At 64.3% G+C, this 17,011-nt stretch carries 14 protein-coding genes; 6 read left to right on the forward strand and 8 right to left on the reverse strand.

Annotated elements, in window-relative coordinates; genetic code table 11:
- Positions 1-142 precede the first annotated feature (142 nt).
- Genes ACE3TY_RS19020 through ACE3TY_RS19040 form a run of 5 tightly spaced genes read right to left on the reverse strand, consistent with a single transcriptional unit; the run spans position 143 to position 3,616 of the window.
- Complete coding sequence (locus tag ACE3TY_RS19020; protein ID WP_374655925.1) at positions 143-1,087, reverse strand: methyltetrahydrofolate cobalamin methyltransferase; 945 nt, start codon at positions 1,085-1,087, stop codon at positions 143-145.
- A gap of 35 nt (positions 1,088-1,122) precedes the next feature.
- Positions 1,123-2,130 carry a methylenetetrahydrofolate reductase gene (locus tag ACE3TY_RS19025; protein ID WP_374656033.1) on the reverse strand — a complete coding sequence of 336 codons (1,008 nt, stop codon included), beginning with the start codon at positions 2,128-2,130 and terminating at the stop codon, positions 1,123-1,125.
- The gene (locus tag ACE3TY_RS19030) at positions 2,130-2,672 is read right to left on the reverse strand and encodes a methylenetetrahydrofolate reductase C-terminal domain-containing protein (RefSeq protein ID WP_374655927.1); all 543 of its coding nucleotides are present in this window, start codon (positions 2,670-2,672) and stop codon (positions 2,130-2,132) included. Before ACE3TY_RS19030 ends, ACE3TY_RS19025 begins: the two co-directional genes overlap by 1 nt.
- A gap of 4 nt (positions 2,673-2,676) precedes the next feature.
- On the reverse strand, positions 2,677-2,985 hold the full coding sequence (locus tag ACE3TY_RS19035; protein ID WP_374655929.1) for a virulence factor: 309 nt from the start codon (positions 2,983-2,985) through the stop codon (positions 2,677-2,679).
- Positions 2,986-2,992: 7 nt separating this feature from the next.
- On the reverse strand, positions 2,993-3,616 hold the full coding sequence (locus ACE3TY_RS19040; protein WP_374655931.1) for a DUF1638 domain-containing protein: 624 nt from the start codon (positions 3,614-3,616) through the stop codon (positions 2,993-2,995).
- Between the two features lie 459 nt (positions 3,617-4,075).
- Between ACE3TY_RS19040 and ACE3TY_RS19045 the strand changes: the two genes are divergently transcribed.
- Complete coding sequence (locus ACE3TY_RS19045) at positions 4,076-5,437, forward strand: protoglobin domain-containing protein (protein ID WP_374655933.1); 1,362 nt, start codon at positions 4,076-4,078, stop codon at positions 5,435-5,437.
- A gap of 203 nt (positions 5,438-5,640) precedes the next feature.
- Complete coding sequence (locus ACE3TY_RS19050; protein WP_374655935.1) at positions 5,641-7,320, forward strand: methyl-accepting chemotaxis protein; 1,680 nt, start codon at positions 5,641-5,643, stop codon at positions 7,318-7,320.
- 277 nt (positions 7,321-7,597) lie between these two features.
- Here ACE3TY_RS19050 and ACE3TY_RS19055 read toward each other — a convergent pair whose 3' ends face one another.
- Positions 7,598-11,062, reverse strand: coding sequence for an FAD-dependent oxidoreductase (locus ACE3TY_RS19055; protein ID WP_374655937.1), 3,465 nt, complete (start codon positions 11,060-11,062; stop codon positions 7,598-7,600).
- 419 nt (positions 11,063-11,481) lie between these two features.
- Here ACE3TY_RS19055 and ACE3TY_RS19060 point away from each other — a divergent pair, with 419 nt between their 5' ends.
- Positions 11,482-11,955 carry a tetratricopeptide repeat protein gene (locus ACE3TY_RS19060; RefSeq protein WP_374655939.1) on the forward strand — a complete coding sequence of 158 codons (474 nt, stop codon included), beginning with the start codon at positions 11,482-11,484 and terminating at the stop codon, positions 11,953-11,955.
- Between the two features lie 64 nt (positions 11,956-12,019).
- On the opposite strand, the gene ACE3TY_RS19065 is transcribed toward ACE3TY_RS19060, so the two are convergent.
- Both ACE3TY_RS19065 and ACE3TY_RS19070 read right to left on the reverse strand, forming a co-directional pair.
- Positions 12,020-12,688: a phytochelatin synthase family protein gene (locus ACE3TY_RS19065; protein ID WP_374655941.1), complete on the reverse strand. Its 669-nt coding sequence runs from the start codon at positions 12,686-12,688 to the stop codon at positions 12,020-12,022.
- Positions 12,689-12,692: 4 nt separating this feature from the next.
- Positions 12,693-14,474 (reverse strand): adenylate/guanylate cyclase domain-containing protein, encoded by a 1,782-nt coding sequence (locus ACE3TY_RS19070; protein ID WP_374655943.1) that lies wholly within the window; start codon positions 14,472-14,474, stop codon positions 12,693-12,695.
- A gap of 77 nt (positions 14,475-14,551) precedes the next feature.
- On the opposite strand from ACE3TY_RS19070, the gene ACE3TY_RS19075 reads away from it, so the two are divergent.
- Genes ACE3TY_RS19075 through ACE3TY_RS19085 form a run of 3 tightly spaced genes read left to right on the forward strand, consistent with a single transcriptional unit; the run spans position 14,552 to position 17,005 of the window.
- Positions 14,552-15,790 carry a diaminopropionate ammonia-lyase gene (locus tag ACE3TY_RS19075; RefSeq protein ID WP_374655945.1) on the forward strand — a complete coding sequence of 413 codons (1,239 nt, stop codon included), beginning with the start codon at positions 14,552-14,554 and terminating at the stop codon, positions 15,788-15,790.
- A complete protein-coding gene (locus ACE3TY_RS19080) occupies positions 15,787-16,068 on the forward strand; it encodes a DUF1289 domain-containing protein (RefSeq protein WP_374655947.1) in 282 nt (93 codons plus the stop codon). Before ACE3TY_RS19075 ends, ACE3TY_RS19080 begins: the two co-directional genes overlap by 4 nt.
- Positions 16,069-16,075: 7 nt before the next feature.
- On the forward strand, positions 16,076-17,005 hold the full coding sequence (locus ACE3TY_RS19085; protein WP_374655949.1) for a DMT family transporter: 930 nt from the start codon (positions 16,076-16,078) through the stop codon (positions 17,003-17,005).
- Positions 17,006-17,011 lie beyond the last annotated feature (6 nt).

Below are 17,011 nucleotides of genomic sequence, written 5' to 3' on the forward strand. Positions count from 1 at the left end.
CTTCAGTTGCTCCCCCTCTCCCCGACCCTCCCCCACGTTGGGGGGAGGGAGCTCACCGAGTTCGCAGAAGCATTTGCGTTCAAGCTGGCTGGAATTCCCTCCCCCAACGTGGAGAAGGGTTCGGGAGAGGGGGCCTTCTCAGTTACGCGCTGGCCGTCTCCGGTGCGGCACCGCCGGCGGCACCGCCACCGCGACGGCCGGAGCGTTCGCGGCGGCCGCGGCCGCCGGCATCGCCTTCGGCGGCCGGTTCGCGGAAGCGCTTGATCCAGTGGGCGCAATGGGCGTCGGTGCCCATGAGCACGTCGGCGCCCCAGATGCCGGTCATTTCTTCCATGTGCAGCGGGTTCATGATGGCCGAGGTCATGCCGGCACCGATCGCCATCGCGAGGAAGGATTGGTTGAGGCCGTGGCGGTTCGGAAGGCCGAAGCTGATGTTCGAGGCGCCGCAGGTCGTGTTGACCTTCAGTTCCTCGCGCAGGCGGCGAATGAGGCTGAAGGCGGCCTTCCCCGCATTCCCCAAGGCACCGATCGGCATGACCAGCGGGTCGACCACGATATCCTTATAGGGGATGCCGAAATCGGCCGCGCGCTGCACGATCTTCTTGGCCACTTCGAAACGCACGTCGGGATCTTCCGAAATGCCGGTCTCGTCATTCGAGATGGCAACGACGGCGGCGCCGTATTTCTTCACCAGCGGCAGCACGACTTCGAGGCGTTCCTCTTCGCCCGTGACCGAATTGACCAGCGCCTTGCCCTTATAGACCGAGAGGCCGGCTTCGAGTGCCGCCACGATCGAGCTGTCGATCGAGAGCGGCGTGTCGGTCAGCGACTGCACCAGCTGGATGGCTTCGGCCAGGATGCGCGGCTCGTCGGCCATCGGGATACCGGCATTGACGTCGAGCATATGGGCGCCGGCTTCGACCTGGGCCAGGGCGTCGGACTTGACGCGGCTGTAATCCCCTGCCGCCATTTCCGCGGCCAGCAGCTTGCGCCCCGTGGGGTTGATACGCTCGCCGATCACGCAGAAGGGGCGGTCGAAGCCGATGACGATTTCCTTGGTGGCCGAGCTGACGACGGTATCGGTCATAACGAATAATCCTTTCTGATAACGGATGCTGTGGGTCAGGCCAGGGCCTCGACGGATTCCGCGGGGCGCGGAGCGCGTCTGGGCTGGCGATTCTTCATCACGCCCGAGGCGTGGATGATGTCGTTGACGAATTCCTCCTGGCGATAGGCCATGACGTGGACGCCGTGCACGCCCTCGATCTCCTTGATCTCCTGGATGAGGTCGATGGCCAATTGCTTGCCTTCCGCCTTCTCGTTCTTGGACTTTTCCATCCGCTCGATCACCGCGTCCGGAATATGCACGCCCGGCACATTGCTGCGCATCCAGCGCGCGGTCTTCGAGGAAGGGAGCGGCCCGACGCCGATGAGGAAGAAGGTTTTCTCATGCAGTCCCTGCGCGCGCACCTTGTCCATGAACGAGCGCAGCATGGGGACGTCATAGCAATATTGCGTCTGGATGAACTGCGCGCCGGCGGCGATCTTCTTGCCGATATGCGTGGCGCGATACTCGTGGGGCGGCACGAAGGGATTGGCGGCACCGCCCAGGAACACGCGCGGCGGCACCGTGATCTTGCGGCCCGAGAGGAACCTGCCCTCGTCGCGCATGCCGCGGATGCATTTGAGCAGCGAGGTCGAATCGAAATCGAAGACCGGTTTGGCTTCCGGCTGGTCGCCGGCCTGCACGCCGTCGCCGGTGAGGCACAGGATATTCTGCACGCCCATGGCGGCGGCACCCAGTACGTCGCCCTGGATGGCGATCCTGTTCCGGTCGCGGCAGGAGATCTGCATGATGACCGCATAGCCGGCGCGCGTCAGCAGCGAGCAGATGCCGACCGAGGACATATGGCAATTGGCGCCCGAGGCATCGGTCGCATTGATGGCGTCGCACACTTCCGAAAGCACCAGCGCGCGGTCATAGACATCGCGCGGGTCGGCGGAATCGGGCGGGTTGAGTTCGGCCGTCACGGCGAACTTGCCGGAACGCAGGATGCGCTCCAGGCGGCCGCCCGACGAATGGCCGGGCAGAGAGGGAAGCGGCGCGGCGGGATCGATCTGCGGGTCCATCACGCGGCCTTCCCTTCGCCGGCCATCTTTGCCGGGGCGGCAGCTTCCGGCTTTTTCGCGGGCGGAGCTTTCGGCGGCTTCGGGGCGAATTCGCCGACCTTCTTTTCCATGCGCACGACGCGCAGCCACGAGGAACGGCCTTTGAGCTTGTTGTCGACCTGGAGCTGCACTTCCTGGATCTTTCCAAGATCGCCCATGCGTTCCGCTCCGGCCCAGCCCTGGACCCAGACGCACTTCATTTCCGGCTTCACCTCGCAATGGCCATTGGGGCGCACACCGCCGCAGGGCCCATTGCGCAATGTCTTGGGGCAATTCATCGGGCAGGACATGCCGGTCGAGGAAAGCGCGCATTGTCCGCACATCTGGCAGTCGAACAGGAAGCCCTTGGTGGCTTTCTCGAACAGCTGGAAGGGCTTCTCGACCTTCTCGTAGCCGAGCTTGTTCCACAGCGGATGCAGGCCGACCAGCACGCGCTCGAAAGCCTTGTAAAAGCGGTTGAGGCCCTTTGCGTGGCGCACCGACCAGAGGCGCACGGCGTACATGGGATCAGCCTTCGCCGGCGGCGACGCCGCCAGTCTCGACAAGGGCTTTGAGTTTTTCCTCCGGAAAGGCCGCTTCCAGCGCGGCTTTGGCCTTGACGGCTTCGGCTTCCAGATCGTCGCTCACCTCGACCGGCGCCGCGCGGCGCCACTCGGCCAGATAGGAATCCGTGTCGCGCAGATTGGCGCGCATGGCGGCGCGGTCGATCGCCTTCTCGAAGCGCTCGTCGAGCTGCTTCTTGGCGCTGTCGCGGCCCTTCTTGACGATGACCTGGGCGGGAATGTCGCGCCAGTAGACGGTGATGAGCTGAGCCATCTCTTCTTCAATCCTGTTTTGCTGTACCCGCCGCCTTCTTCATGAAGGTCGCGAGCTCGCCATATCCTGTAAAACGCCGCTCGAACGCCAGATCCAACCTCTTCGCCGCATCTTCCGCCCTCGCCGTCAGCGCCGGATCGTCCACTTGCGCCAGATAGACGACACGGCGGTAATGGCCGAAATAGGCATCGCGCAATTCCGGATGGCGATCCAGCCCCATGCCCTGCCAGATCAGCCGGTCGAAATGACGGGTGATGTAGTCGGTCAGGAACAGGGTTCCCAACTCCTCCTCCATCATCCCCTCGAAGACCGCATGCCCGGCGAAGAAATCGTAGCAATGCGGGCCTTCGATCCGTTCGACCCCTTCCTCCCTCAACACCTCGTCCAGCACCCCGCCGGTGCCGCAATCGCCATAGAGCACGAAGATCTCTTTGAAGCGCTTCCTGCCCCAGCGAATTTTAGCGCGCACACCTTCCGGGATCTTTTCCGGGCGGTTATGCCAGATTGCCGGCAGGCAGGTCACCGCCAATTGATTCTCCGACCAGCCATTGGCCGCGCGTACAGCAAGGAACTCCTTCGCCAGCGCGCCGCAGGCAATGATCAGGCAACCGTTCTTGGTCTCATTCGACATTCCCACTCCGACAATCGGCTTATTGCTAGGCCGTCCACCCTGAGATGGCTGCAATTGGGGCGACCGCTGATAGTCGATTAACGACCAGCTGTCATGTCGCAAACTGAACTTTTCTCACCTGCCAGTGAGGCTGGGTCATGGTCACGGTACGGCAGGCCCGCCGATGACGCATTACGCGTTTCGAACCGGGCCGCGGCTTGCGTCATCCGTTCCGCTCCGACCGGCGGAGGCTGGACTTTCTACCCAAGCCTGGCCGGTGGAAATGTGCATTCCGTCTTTCCATAGGAACCGGACGGGTTTCCGCGCCACAGCGACCCCTTGATCTTCGTCCGCCTCGGCTTTCCCACTTCGATTGCGCTGGGTCAATTTCGATCGAGCCAGTTCTGGTAGTTATCTGCTTTGATATAGGAAGTCGCGTGGAAAACTGTCTTCAACCCTTCGACCCAGCGGGTAGGCGACATGCAGACAGCCAAACAGGATCTTCACATTGCCGAGCGCCTGGCCTTTTCCGGCATCGACGAGACGGTGCTGAAAGTCATCGGCGATTTCCGCGCCGAGATTGAGGCCGTGCTGCCCGCCGCCATCGCCGATTTCTACAACCACTTATCCAAATGGCCCCAGCTCACGGGCATGTTCGCCGATCCGCAGCGGATGGAATATGCCAAGGCGGCCCAGGTCGCGCATTGGAAGCGGCTCTTTTCCGGCCGGTTGGACGAGGCCTATTTCCAGTCCGCGCTGAAGATCGGCCTGGTGCATGCGCGCATCGGGTTGGAACCGCGCTGGTATATCGCCGCCTATTATCGCACCCTCTCGCATCTCATTCGGCGTGCCGTCGTCGCCAGCTATTCGCGCCTCCACGCCCACCGCGCCACGGTGGAGCTGGGCGACATCGTCGCCGCCATGACCCAGCTCGCCATGCTCGACATGGACATCGCCGTCTCCGCCTATTTCGACGAGCTGCAGAATCGCCACGCGCAGGAGATCGCGCGCATCGGCGAGGATTTCCGCACCAAGGTCGGTGGCGTCATCGCGGCGCTGAAGCAGGTGTCGGCACACCTGCAATCGGGCTCGACCGAATTGCTGAGCAGCGCCAATTCCGCGACCAGCGATGCCGAGGCGGTCTCGCAAGCCTCGCGCATCACGGCCGAGAATGTGGAAAGCGTCGCCGCCGCCGCCGATGAACTGACGGCCGCCATCGGCGAAATCCAGCGTCAGACGGCCAGCGCCAGCACCATCGCCCACCAGGCGGTCGGCGAGGCGAACCGTTCCAACGATTCGGTGGCGAGCCTTGAACAGGCCGCCGGGCATATCGGCAATGTGGTCAAGCTCATCGACGATATCGCCGGGCATACCAACCTGCTGGCGCTCAACGCCACCATCGAAGCGGCGCGGGCCGGCGATGCGGGCCGTGGCTTCCAGATCGTCGCCGCCGAGGTGAAGGGCCTGTCGCGCCAGACCGCCGATGCGACCAGCCAGATTTCCGGCCAGATCAAGGCCATGCAATTGGCCACCGGACAGTCCGCCCAGGCGATCCGCTCCATCGCCAGCACCATCGGCCGGATCAGCGACACCACCACCGCCATCGCCGCCGCCGTCGAACAGCAGGGAGCGGCGACGACCGAGATCGCGCGCAGCGTCGAAACCGTGTCGCAGAGCACGACGGCCGTCACCAACCGGATTGCGGCCGTGGCCAGCTCGATCAACGTCGCCAACCGCATCGCGGACAGCGTCTCGCACGAGATCGCCGACCTGCTGGCGGAAACGGGCGCGCTGGAGCGTGAAGTGGAAGGCTTCCTCGCCAGCCTCAGCGAGCGCGAATAACGGAGAAAAGATACCACGTTGTTAGGACGATTTGCGGCAGGCGAGTGATCGTTTCCCGCCTGCGCCTATACGAAGGTATCGAGATCGAACACATCTGTATCGAGCCAGGGCATTTAATCGCTTCTTCATCGATGCAGCTTTAACCTGCCCGCCGAGTGCGATTGGAATCCGTTGATATGTTTTGATCCAAAGGGGAGGACGTCGTGAGAAATCTCCGCATCGGTATGAAGCTGGCGCTGGCCATCGGCATTCTCCTTTTGGGCATGATGGGGCTGGGCGCCTTGTCGATCTACAATCTTGGCGTCGTCAACGATCAATCGACCATCATTGCCACGAATTGGCTGCCGAGCGTCGACATCACCGACAAGCTCAACATGAATACGTCCGACCTGCGCATTGCGCAGGGCACGCATATCATGTCGACGACCGATGAGGGAATGGCGAAGGCCGAAGCCGATATCGACCTGCAGACGAAGACGATCGCGGCCAACCGCGAAATCTACGAATCGCTCATTTCCAGCGAGGAGGAACGCCAGATCTATCTGGCTTTCGCCAAGCAATGGGACGCCTATCTCGCAACCAGCCGGCAAGTCCTGGCTCTGTCGCGCAAGAACATCAACGACGAAGCCTCCGCTTTGTTCAAGGGCGAGGCACGGGTGCAGTTCGACGATGCCTCCCTGACCCTGACCAGGCTGGCCGAACTCAACAGGGCCGGCGCCGATGCCGCCAGCGCCCTGGGCGATGCCATCTATGCCCAGTCGCAGCTCATCATCATCGTGACCTTCGTGCTGCTTCTGGCCTTCAGCGTCGTCATCGGCTTTGTTCTGGTGCGCAGCATCAGCCGTCCAGCCGGGGCAATCGCCGCCACCCTGCAGACGATGGCCACCGGCAATCTGGACATCGCGGTGCCGGAAACCGACCGTGGCGACGAAATGGGCGATATCGCCAAGGCAAGCCTGGTGTTCCAGGAAGGGATGCAGAAAGCCCGCAAGCTCGACGCGGAAGCCAAGCGCGAAGCCGAGCGCCAGGCGGAACGCGGCCGCCTGATGGAGCAGGCGGTAGCCAAGTTCGAAGATGTCATTCGCGACGTGGTGACGGCGGTCAATGCGGCATCGATCCAGCTGCAGGCGACGGCGCAATCGCTCTCGGCAACGGCGGAGGAAACGGCGCAGCAATCGACCGCGGTGGCCGCCGCGTCGGAGGAAATGACCCAGAACGTCCAGACGGTCGCCTCCGCCACCGAGGAATTGTCGGCCTCCATCGCCGAGATTTCCGGCCAGGTGACGGAATCGACCCGCATCGTCGGCGAGGCGGTCAGTCAGGCCAATGATACCAACGCCAAAGTGAAGAGCCTGTCCGAGGCGGCCGTGAAGATCGGCGAGGTCGTCAACCTCATCAACGATATCGCCGGGCAGACCAATCTCCTCGCCCTCAACGCCACCATCGAAGCGGCGCGGGCCGGCGAGGCCGGCAAGGGCTTTGCCGTGGTGGCGTCCGAAGTGAAGACGCTGGCCACCCAGACCGCCCGCGCGACCGACGAAATCGCCTCGCAGGTACGTTCGATTCAGGATGCGACCGACAGTTCGGCGACCGCGATCGGCGCCATCACCCAGACAATCGGCCGGGTCAGCGAGATTTCGACCGCCATTGCCTCGGCCGTCGAGGAACAAGGCGCCGCCACCCAGGAGATTTCGCGCAACGTCCAGCAGGCGGCGACGGGCAGCGCGGAAGTCGCCAGCAACATCGTCGGCGTCACCCAGGCATCGCAGCAGACCAGCGCCGGTTCCGGGCAGGTGCTGACCGCCGCCGGCGAACTGGCCCAGAACGGCGAAAGATTGAAGCGCGAGGTCGACAGCTTCCTCCGCACGGTGCGCAGCCTCTAGGATGCTTGAGCCGATTTACGCAAAAATTGTTTCACGTGAAACATTGCCGCAGGCCCAGGAAAGTTCTCTTTCGGGCATTGCATTCCGGACATGCCGTCCCCATATCGAATCTCATGACGGATGGAGCCGCCTTGCGGCCGTCCTTGTCGAGATAGGTCCGGTCATCGGCTTCACGCCAACGACCCGGACCCGCCGCCCAACCCTTTGCCAGATCACGGATGTACTGACTGGCAAGGCGCTGGGCCGGCGACGATCCCTCCTCGCGACATAATCGGATTTACTGCGCGGCCTTCATGCGATCGAGTTCGGCGAGGCTGTGCGCGATCCAGTGGCGGGTCAGTTTTTCCTGGACCGATTGCTGGCCCAGGCGCTGCCGCAGGCCGCCGAAATCGACCCGGTCGAGATCCTGATCCTGGTTGAAGCAGGAGAAGACCACGCTCTCCTTGCCCGTCACCGGATCCTTGTGCGGCTGCAGGCACTGGGCGCAGATTTCCTTCATCATGCATTGCATGGGCGAGTTGATCGAACCCACGGCGCAATGGCTGGGCTTCAGGTAAGGCTTCAGCACGTCATGCCGCGCGCGCTGGACCGCCGCCATCATGCCGTCGGAGCCGATGGCGATGATGCGGTCGACATCCTGCAGCCTGATCTCCGTGGCGCCGAGCTTGCCCTCGGCATATTGAACGATGCTCTCGATGATGTTGCCGACATGGGACTTGTCCCGCGGGCGCGTGGGTTGAAAGCCCGGCGCCTCGTCGCTGGACCAGATCACGATATCGGCCGCCGCCTCGATATCGGCGACCTTGTAGCGATCCTCGAGCTTCTTATAACCCGCGAAATAGAGCACCTTCGAGCCGGCTGCGCGCAGTGCCCGGCCGATCGAGAACAGAACCGCATTGCCAAGGCCCCCGCCCGCCAGCAGCACGGTTTCGCCCGCCGGCGTTTCGGTGGGCGCCCCCGTGGGGCCCATCAGAATCACCGGCTCGCCCGGCTGCAATTGCGCGCAGAGCGATGAAGAGCCGCCCATCTCCAGCACGATGAGGCCGACCAGCCCGTGTTCGGCATCGGTCCAGGCGCCGGTCAGCGCCAGTCCTTCCATCGCCAGCACGGTATCCTGCGTGCGCGGCGCCAGGCTTTCAAAATTCTGCAGGCGGTAGAATTCGCCCGGCTGGAAATTGGAGGCGGCCTGCGGCGCCTCGACCACCACTTCGACGATGGTGGGGGTCAGCCGGTTGACGGCGCGCACGCGGGCGCGCAGGCGCCGGTTGAGATCCCGCAGGAACGTTTCCGAACCGGGGCCTGCCGCTCGTTCAGCCAGGGACGCCGACACCACGCGCCAGCCCTGTTTGGCGCTGCCCATGGCCTTCACCACATTGCCGGCGAAGCTGGGATGGAGATCGCCGAAGAAGCTCACCGCCCGCCCATCGGGATGCGACTGCGTGATGACGCGCACCTGGTTGGGCTTGGCGAGCTTTTCCGGTGTCACCACCGCGCCGTTTTCGTCGAGCGCCCTGAAATACTGCCCGTCGAGGCCGAAATTGGCTGCATCCTCGCGCGCCAGAACGGTGTTGGGACGCGTGCCGGCGGCGACCAGGACAGACCGGGCCGGCAGGACATGTTCGGTGCCGTCGGCATGTTTCATGTGGATGCGCTCGGCGAAGCCCTGCGCATCCACATCGATGCGGGTCGGCGTCAGATTTTCGGCAAAGCGGATATTCTCCTCCAGCGCCTTTTCCACTTCCTCGTGGTTGAGCGTGTAGGAAGGCGCATCGATGAGGCGGCGGCGGTAGGCCAGCGTCACCCCACCCCATTCCTGCAGCATCTCCGAAATGCGCGGCTGGGTATCCGCCGTGGCGGCGCGGGCGCGTTCGGCGCGAATTTCCCTGGCATGGTGAAGGAACTCGTCGACGATAACGAGTTCCGCCGCCGACCAGCCGGCGCGCAAGCCAGCCTCGCCCTTCTCCGCCGCCACGATCTCGTACCGCTTCAGGAATTTCTCGACCTGCAGCGGGTAATAGGCCATCGCCTCGGTCGCCGTGTCGATGGCGGTAAGGCCTCCGCCGATGACGATTGCCGGCAGGCGCAGCTGCAGATTGGCGATCGAATCCGTTTTGGCGGCGCCGGTCAGTTGCAGCGCCATCAGGAAGTCCGACGCCATGCGCACACCCTTGGCAAGCCCGCCCGGCATGTCGAGCAGGGTGGGCTTGCCGGCACCCATGGCCAGCGCCACATGGTCGAAGCCCATCTCCCAGGCCTGGGCAAGCGTGATCGTGCCGCCGAAGCGCACGCCGCCGAACATGGCAAAGCGTGCTCGTCGCTCGATCAGCAGGCGGACGATCTTGAGGAAGTTCTTGTCCCAGCGCACGGTGATGCCGTATTCGGCGACACCGCCGAAGCCGGCCATGGCGCGGCTGCCCAGCTCCTCGGTCAACTCGGAAAGATCGCGGATCGGCTTGAAGGGCACGCGGCCGCCATCCCGCGCCACGCCGGAGATGTCCTGGGCCAAGGGTTCGATCTTCAGCCCGTCGATCGCCACCACCGTATGGCCGTCGTTCAGCAGATAATGCGACAGCGTGTAGCCGGCGGGGCCCAATCCCACGACCAGCACCTTCTTGCCGGAGGCCGGTTTGGCAATTGGGTGGCGAAGGTTGAGCGGGTTCCAGCGGGTCAGCAGGCTGTAGAGTTCGAAGCCGAAGGGCAGCGCCAGGATGTCCTTCAGCGTGCGAGTTTCCGCCTGCGGAATATCGACCGGCTCCTGCTTCTGATAGATGCAGGCCTTCATGCAATCGTTGCAGATGCGGTGCCCCGTGGCCGCCACCATCGGATTGTCGATGGCGATGATGGCGAGTGCCGCCAAGGGCTGGCCATTCGCCTTGGCCGCATGCATTTCGGAAATCTTTTCTTCCAGCGGACAGCCGGCCAGCGTCACGCCGAAGACGCTCTTCTTGAAGCCGCCATCCTTCTCGTGCAGGCCCTTCGAGCAGCTGTCCTTCCCTTGATGATGGCACCAGATGCAGTAATTGGCCTGATCGAGCGCGCCTTTGAGGTCGGTGCCGCGATCGGTGAGGGCGAAGCCTTCGCGGTGGCGCAGCTTGCCGGAGCCGAGCTTGAACGAGGTGACGCCGTTGCGCGTCTCCGTCTCCATATGAAGAAGATGCAGCGGATCGATTTTGCGCGGCGCCTTGAACAGCACGCCGGCGCCGTGCAGCGTCTTGCCCGCCTCGCTCTGCGCCGCCCAGGCCGCGTATTGCAGCGCCAGATCGATCTCGCGCGCATGGGCCGTCTCGTCCTTGCCCCATTCTTCCACCTGGGTGGCAAAGCGCAGTTCGTCGAAGGCGCCGCCGAGCAGCGCGGTCAGTTCCCGGCGCAGGGCATCGGCATCGATGGCGGCGATCTTGTCGGGCCCGTAAGCCTTGAGCGCCCGGCGCTGCACGAACAGGCGTTTGCAGGTGTAGAGCGGCGCCAATTCGTTATGCCGCGCCTGCAGCGCGCCGAGTTCAAGCGCGATGCCGAAAAGATGCCCCAGGAAATCTTCCAGCGGGCCGGCCAGATCGAGAATGAGCTGGGATTCGGTCTTTGCATCGAGCGCGCCGGCATCGGCCCGCGCCGCCCGAAGCCGCCCGGCAAGAGCCGCATCGCCCTCGCCCAACTGGGCCAGGAACGCCGCATCGAGCCTTGCAAGGCCGGCGGGATCGTAGAGATCCTCGAACCGCAGATCGTGCGCGAGCGAGAGGTCAGGCATGCGGTGGCTTCCTTCATAACACACTGAACGCGCGGCATTTAGGTGGCTCCGATGGCGGATATTATTCGTGTACAAACAAAAGCACGCAAGCCCAATCGGGGCCGCACCCCTGCGACGAAAATACCGCGATGCGAAAGCGCCGCGGCAACGGGTAACATTTCCGCTCCCAATCGCGAATTCGTGCTTGGACATTTCGCGCGCCATTCCAAATACTTGCCGACTCGCGGCATTGGACTGCGTCGGATGGGCGCCGGGTGGGACGGCAACGGAAGGACGCATGCCCCGGCCCGCTGTGACCCGCTTCACAGCAGAAGTCGGAGGTATCGGTTAACTTTTAAATCGAAGGCGGCCGGCGGATTTCGGTGCCGCGACGCCTCAACCGTCAGACAGATGCAATATCGATCGAACAGGAGAGAAAGATGACCAGTTTCCGTCTTGCCACGATTGCCGCCCTCGCGGGCTTGAGCCTTGGGCTTGCCAGCCAGGCCTTCTCGATGGGCTCGGACTCGACGGCGCCGACGGCCAAGGCCGACGATTACAAGAAGGCCGTCGACCTGATCGATGACGAGAAATACAGCGCGGCTATCCCGCTGCTGCAGAAATCGATCAAGGAAAAGGGCGAATATGCCGACGCCCTCAACCAGCTGGGCTTCGCCAACCGCAAGATGGGCAATTGGAAGGCCGGGATGGAATATTACCTCAAGGCCCTCGCCCTCGAACCCAAGCATCTCGGCGCCAACGAATATCTGGGCGAGCTCTATCTCGAGCAGAAGGATCTGCCCAATGCCGAGAAGCAGCTCGCCGTCCTCAAATCCGCCTGCGGCGATTGCGACGAATTCGACGAGCTCGAAGACGCGATCGACGATTACAAGGACGACAACAACATCAATTGAGGCCTTCCCCTCACCCCGACCCGCTCCCCGCGATAGCGGGGAGCGGGTCGGGGTGAGGGGCGCTTCATCCCCGCCGCACCACCAGATAGCCCCTCGGCTTCCCATTCGCGCAAGAGCGCGCCATTGACTTCAGGAGATGTTCGACCGGCGCCCAGGCGGGTTCGTAATCGGCTTTGTAGACATCGAGCACCAGCACGCGGTCGCGGGTGGCGTCGAAGGCGGCCAGGGGCGAGAAATGGCCGACATCCGTGCCATCGCCGTAGAAATCGTCGAGATGGAAATTGGCGATGGGAAAGATGCCGGGATCTGCTTCCAGCGCCGCGAGATCGGTGCGCAATCGCGCGGCGCTTGCCGCGTCGGCCGCCGCTATCGGCCGTCTGTCGACGCGCCATCCGTCAAGGCCGTAATGCCCCAGCGCCTCGGCAAGATGATCGGCCAGCTCCAGCAATTTGCGCCCGCCGCCTTCCGTGGCGATGCCGGCGCGCCAGTCGGTATGGTCGAAGAGATCGAGCAGCCTCTTCTCGCTGACCAGTCCGCCGATGCGGTTGAGCCCCATCTGCCCGCGCGCGGCGTTGAGCACCATGGTCGCGCTGGCCAGCGAGCAGGAGGAATCGGTGTGCTGGTGAATCTGATGCGGCATCAGCGCCCAGAAATTGGGCGCCGGGCTGGTGCGCAGATAGGCATTGTCCTCGGCCAGGCGCGACAGGATGGGTTGCTGGCGCATCTCGTTCATCGCGTCAATCCTTCATGACCCCGGCTTCCTCATGCGGCCTTTCCGCGATTTCCTCGCCGCCAGCCTCCTGCGCCGATTTCAACGCCAGCACGCCCAGGGTCTGCTCGCGCCCGCGCACCAGCAATTGATGCAGATGGGAGGCGTCATAGGCAAGGCCCGCGCGGTGGGCAACCTGCTCGGATATGACCAATTGGCTGTCGAACTCCTTGGTCGCCGTTTCCAGGCGGCTGGCCGTGTTGACCGTGTCGCCGATGGCGGTGAGGTGCTGGTTGGCGCCATAGCCCATGTCGCCGACGATGACGGGACCGAAATGAATGCCGATGCCGATGCGCAAGGGCTGCTTCAGATCGGCCGTCAGATGCCGGTTGAGGTCGTCCAGATTGACCGACATGCGCCGCGCCGCTTCGAGGGCCTGCATGCAGGCGCGCTTGCCATCGTCTCCAGCCATGCCGGATTCGATGCCGAAAAGCGCCATGACTCCGTCGCCGATGAACTTGTCAAGATAGCCGCCGGCACCGCTGACCGCTTCGCCCATCGCCTTGAAATAGCGGTTGAGCAGGAAGACGACGTCATAAGGCAGGCGCTGTTCGGAAAGCTGGGTGAAGCCCCTGAGGTCGGCAAAGAGCACGGCAATCTCCAGCTCGCGGCCGGAATGATAGTCGCCCCGTGCCTGGGCCTGTAGCGGCCCGGCCTGGGCTGGAAGGAGCGGTGCCACGGTGACCGGTGCGCTGGGCCGCAGCTGGCAGGCAAGGCGCGTATCGGGTGCCGCACCGACGCGCGCCAGCACGCGCTTCTCATCGTCGCTGGGCAGGGGCAATTGCCGGTCGCCTTTGAGAATCTTCACCCGGCAGGTCGAGCAGCGCCCGCGCCCGCCGCAGACCGAGGCATGCGGAATGTTGGCGATGCGGCTTGCCTCCAGCACGGTCATGCCGGACTGGATGCGCACCTTGGCGCCGCTTTCATAGGCGATCTCGATCGCCTGGCGGCGGTGCACCTGCTGCCGGACGAGGCGCGCCAGGAGAACCGCGCCGAGCAGCCCGCCGCAGATCCAGAGGCCGAGCATCTGGAGCGCATGCACCTCGGCCGCGGCTTCGGCGCCCGGAAGATTGTCGCGCGCGATCAGCGCCGGCAGCCAGGTTTCGTCTTCCGACCTTTCCGCGACCGCCCGGCCGGCATCGGCAAAGCCGATGAGCGCCATGACCGGCAGGATGACCGAAAAGGCAAAGAGATAGGGCCTCGCCGCGGGATACCAGGCATTGAGCCGCAGCCAATAGGTCATGCCGATACAGCCATGAATCCAGGTCGTCGCCACCGCCAGCGCCTGCAGCGCGCCATAGCCCGGCTGGAACACCCAGAGGGAAAGCAGCACATAGGCGTAGGAATCCTTGAAGTCGAAGCGGTCATGGGCATAGGCGGTGCCCAGAACATGCAGCAGCAGCAAGGGCGGCGTCGCCAGCCCCAGCACGAGCTGGGCGCCTTCCCAGAACGGCATTTTCAGCGACCGGCGCCGGTAGAGTGCAATCAGTGCCACGACGACATGCAGGGAGATCGCGGCAAAGAGCGCCCATTCGATGGGCGGGAAGCGCCAGAAACCCAGGAAGATCGCGCGCCCCGCTTCCAGCCATTTCAGGGAGACGATGCCGAGCGCGTGATTGAGATTGTGCGTCAGCACATAGGCAAAGAGGACAAGTCCCGTCACCAGCCGCACGCGGCCAAGATAGAGAGTGGCATGCGCCGCCAGCGATGCGGGGATTGTCGATGCGGGAAATGTCCTGGCGAATGGCAATCTATGCAGCTCCCGGATAGGTCGCACGCGTTGCGCTCGTTTGCGAGACGGTCGGCGGTTTGATAATAGTCGCAGCCATGACCGAATGGAAACCGCCCCAACTGCCCGCCCGCATCTTCATCAATCCACGCCTGAGCCCGGCCGAGGAAAGCCTTGCCGCTGCGGCTCCCGGCGTGGTCGACGCGGAAGGCTTCGCCCGCGCCGCCGCGGCAATCGAAGCCTGGCCCGGCTACCAGCCCACACCTTTACGCCAGCTCGACGGCCTGGCTGGCGCCCTTGGCGTGGCGCGTATCGCCTATAAGGATGAAGGCGGCCGCTTCGGCCTGGGTGCCTTCAAGGCGGTGGGCGGTGCCTATGCCGTGCTGCGGCATCTGCAGGACAAATTGGGCGGCAATGTCACCGTCGCCGACCTCATCGCCGGCAAATACCGCGCCCGCACGACGGACATCACCGTCTGCACGGCGACCGATGGCAATCACGGCAAATCGGTCGCCTGGGGCGCCCGGCTCTTCGGCTGCCGCTCCGTCATTTATATCCACCAGGGCGTCAGTGTCGGGCGCGAGCGAGCCATCGCCGCATATGGCGCCGAAATGCGCCGCATCCCGGACAATTATGATGCCTCGGTCCGGGCCTGCGCCAGGGACGCGGCCAGGAATGGCTGGCAGGTGATCTCGGACACGACCTGGGACGGCTATCGGGAAATTCCGCGCCATGTCATGCATGGTTATGGCGTCATGATGGGCGAAGTGCTGGCGCAATTGCTGCCGCGCGAGGACATCACCCATGTCTTCGTCCAGGCCGGTGTCGGCGGCCTGCCGGCGGCTGTCGCCGGCTATCTGTGGCTGGAACAGGATGCGCTGCGCCCGAAGATCGTCGTGGTCGAGCCGGAAAAGGCCGATTGCCACTTTCAGAGTGCCAAGGAAGGCAAGCCCACTGCCGTGACCGGCAAGCTGGATACGCTGATGGCGGGGCTGGCCTGTGGCGAGGTTTCTCCGCTGGCCTGGTCCCTGCTCGACAAGGCGAGCTTCGCCTTCATGACCGTGCCGGACGAGGCGGCGGTCTTCGCCATGAAAACGCTCGCGCAAGGCGTCGGCGGCGACCCCAGGATCGTCGGCGGCGAAGCCGGGGTCGGCGGTCTTGCCGGACTGATCGTCGCCGCCACCGACGGCGATGCGCGCCGCGCGCTGCTGCTCGACGCGAATTCCAAGATTCTCATCATCGGCAGCGAGGGGGCGACCGATCCCGTCCTCTATGCTCAATTGGTCGGACGCAGGCCCGAAGAGGTGCTGGCCGCCCACGAGGCGCTGACGATATGAGCGACGATGCGCGCCAGAAGGGTGTCGCCGAGGGCCAGCGCCTGATGCAGGACAAGCTCGCGCGCCAGGAACGGCGCGCCGAGCGCATGCGGCTCCTCGCTTCCGGCCCGCCCTCGCCCTGCATCAGCGTCTGCCAGATGGACCCGATGACCGGCTATTGCATCGGCTGCACGCGCACCATCGACGAGATCCGCGACTGGATCATCTCGACGCCGGACGAGCGCAACGCCATTCTCGCGCGCATCGCGGAACGCCGCGCCAAGACCCTGGAAAAGTGAGAGCGCGATGAGCGAGCAGACGAGGGCGCTGGGCGAACCGGCCCGCACCGATAGCGCGGCAACGGGCATCGTCCTGCTGGCGCTCATCACCCTCTTCTGGGGCGTCAACTGGCCGGCCATCAAGCTGTCGGTCAACGAAGTGCCGGTCTGGGCCTTTCGCAGCATCTGCCTGCTGGCGGGCGCCGGCGGTCTTTTCGCCATCGCCGCCGCGGCGCGCCTGCCCTTGCGCATTCCGCGCCAGGATTTGAAGCCGCTCCTCATCGCGGCGCTCGGCAATATCACTTTCTGGCATCTCTTCTCGGCGCTGGGCGTCACCATGATGCAGCCGGGCCGCGCCTCGATCCTCGCTTTCACCATGCCGCTCTGGGCGGCACCCATCGCCGCCATCTGGCTGAAGGAAAGGATCGACCGTCTGCGCATGGCCGGCCTGGGAATCGGCATGATCGGCCTGGCCGTATTGGTGGTGCCGGATTGGCAGGGCCTGCAGGCCGCCCCCTGGGGTCCGATCCTCATGCTGCTCGCTGCCATCGCCTGGGCCTTCGGTACGGTCGCCTTGAAGACGCATCGTTATTCGATGCCGACAACGTCGCTTGTCGCCTGGCAGATGCTGTTGGGCGGCATGCCGATTTTCATCGGCGCCATCCTGTTCGACCGCGATTTCGACCCCGGCGCCGTGAGCAGCCTGGGCTGGGGCGCCGTGGCTTACGCCGCCCTCATCCCGATGATCTTCTGCCATTGGGCCTGGTTCCGCGTGGTCGCCATCTATCCCGCCGTCGTCGCCGCCATCGGCACGCTGGCCATCCCCGTCATCGGCATCATCTCATCGGCGCTGATCACCGGCGACGTCGTTGGCTGGGACGAGATTCTGTCCCTGGCCCTCGTCGTCTTTGCCCTGTTCCTGGTGCTGGTGGCACCGCAATTGCGGCGGCGGGCCTAGCCCCTC

Origin of the sequence: Dongia sp. (assembly GCF_041918875.1) — a bacterium.
Taxonomy (GTDB): Bacteria; Pseudomonadota; Alphaproteobacteria; order Dongiales; family Dongiaceae; genus Dongia.